Source organism: Dietzia maris (assembly GCF_014144855.1).
GTDB classification, from domain to species: Bacteria; Actinomycetota; Actinomycetes; order Mycobacteriales; family Mycobacteriaceae; genus Dietzia; species Dietzia kunjamensis.
In genome coordinates this window covers 1-1,267 of sequence record NZ_JAALDN010000416.1, presented here as the reverse complement: position 1 = coordinate 1,267, position 1,267 = coordinate 1, and the positions used below count along the sequence as shown (strand labels likewise).

Sequence of the window (1,267 nt, the reverse complement as noted above, 5' to 3'; positions counted from 1 at the left end):
GTGCCCTCGTGGCGGCCGGTGCGCACGTGGTGGTGGCGGACATCGACCTCGCCGCCGCGCGTCGGGTCGCCGAGGAGGTGACGACGACGAGGTCCGGCCCCGGCGCCGGGTCGGCAGGGGCCGGGAGTGTCGAACCGGCGCACCTCGACGTCACCGATGCCGCCGCGGTGGCCGCCCTCGTCGAGGAGGTGGTCTCCACCCGGGGCGGGCTGGACCTGATGTTCGCCAACGCCGGCATCACCTGGGGTGGCGACACCGACAAGCTCACCCTGGAGCAGTGGAACGCGATCATCGACGTCAACGTCCGTGGGGTGGTCCACTGCGTGCACGCCGCGTACCCGCACATGATCGACCGCGGGGCCGGGGCGATCGTGCTCACCGCGTCGATGGGCGGGTTGTGCCCGGCGGGGCTCATCACCAGCTACGCGATGACCAAGCACGCGGTCGTCGGGCTCGGGCTGTCCCTGCGCGCCGAGGCCGCCGGTCACGGGATCGGCGTGACCGTGGTGTGCCCGGCGGCGGTCGACACCGCGATCCTCGACAAGGGTGAACTCGACGGCTTCGGCGGTCGGCATTTCTACCTCGACGGCCAGGGGGTGCGTCGGCCGCTGGACCCCGACCGGCTGGCGGCGAGCGTGCTCGACGGTGTCGCCCGCAACCGTGCTCTCGTGATCGAGCCCGCCCGCGCCCGGGCGGCACACCCCGCCTTGTAGATGACGGATCAACTATGCTGACCGCATGAACTCGTCAGCCTCCGCACCCGACCCCGCGACGCCCACCTCGTCGTCGTCGCCCTCCACCCACGACGCCACCCACGGTGACCCCTCCACCCAGGATGTCGCCTTCGGTCTCGACACCTTCGGCGACGTCACCGTCGACCGCGGCGGTCGGCCCGTCCACCACGCGCAGGTCCTGCGTGACGTCGTGGAGCAGGCCGTCCTGGCCGACCAGGTGGGCGTCGACGCGTTCGGCATCGGCGAGCACCACCGCCCCGACTTCGCCGTCTCCGCCCCGGACGTCCTGCTGGCCGGCATCGCCACGCGCACCGAGCGCATCACGCTGGGCTCGGCGGTCACGGTCCTCTCGAGTGATGACCCCATCCGCGTCTTCCAGCGCTTCGCCACCATCGACGCCCTGTCGAACGGGCGGGCCGAGGTCGTGCTGGGCCGTGGGTCGTTCACCGAGTCGTTCCCGCTGTTCGGCCTCGATCTCGCCCGGTACGAGCAGCTGTTCAGCGAGAAGCTCGACCTGTTCGCCGCCCTGCTGC

At 72.0% G+C, this 1,267-nt stretch carries 2 protein-coding genes; both read left to right on the top strand.

Features of this window, described 5'->3' with window-relative positions:
• Nucleotides 1-713 (top strand): SDR family oxidoreductase (locus G6024_RS13390; RefSeq protein WP_159148912.1); only part of this gene is annotated, 713 nt, incomplete at its 5' end.
• Between the two features lie 25 nt (nt 714-738).
• Nucleotides 739-1,267, top strand: a 529-nt coding sequence (locus G6024_RS13385; protein ID WP_159148911.1) for an LLM class flavin-dependent oxidoreductase, incomplete at its 3' end; no start/stop codon positions are given.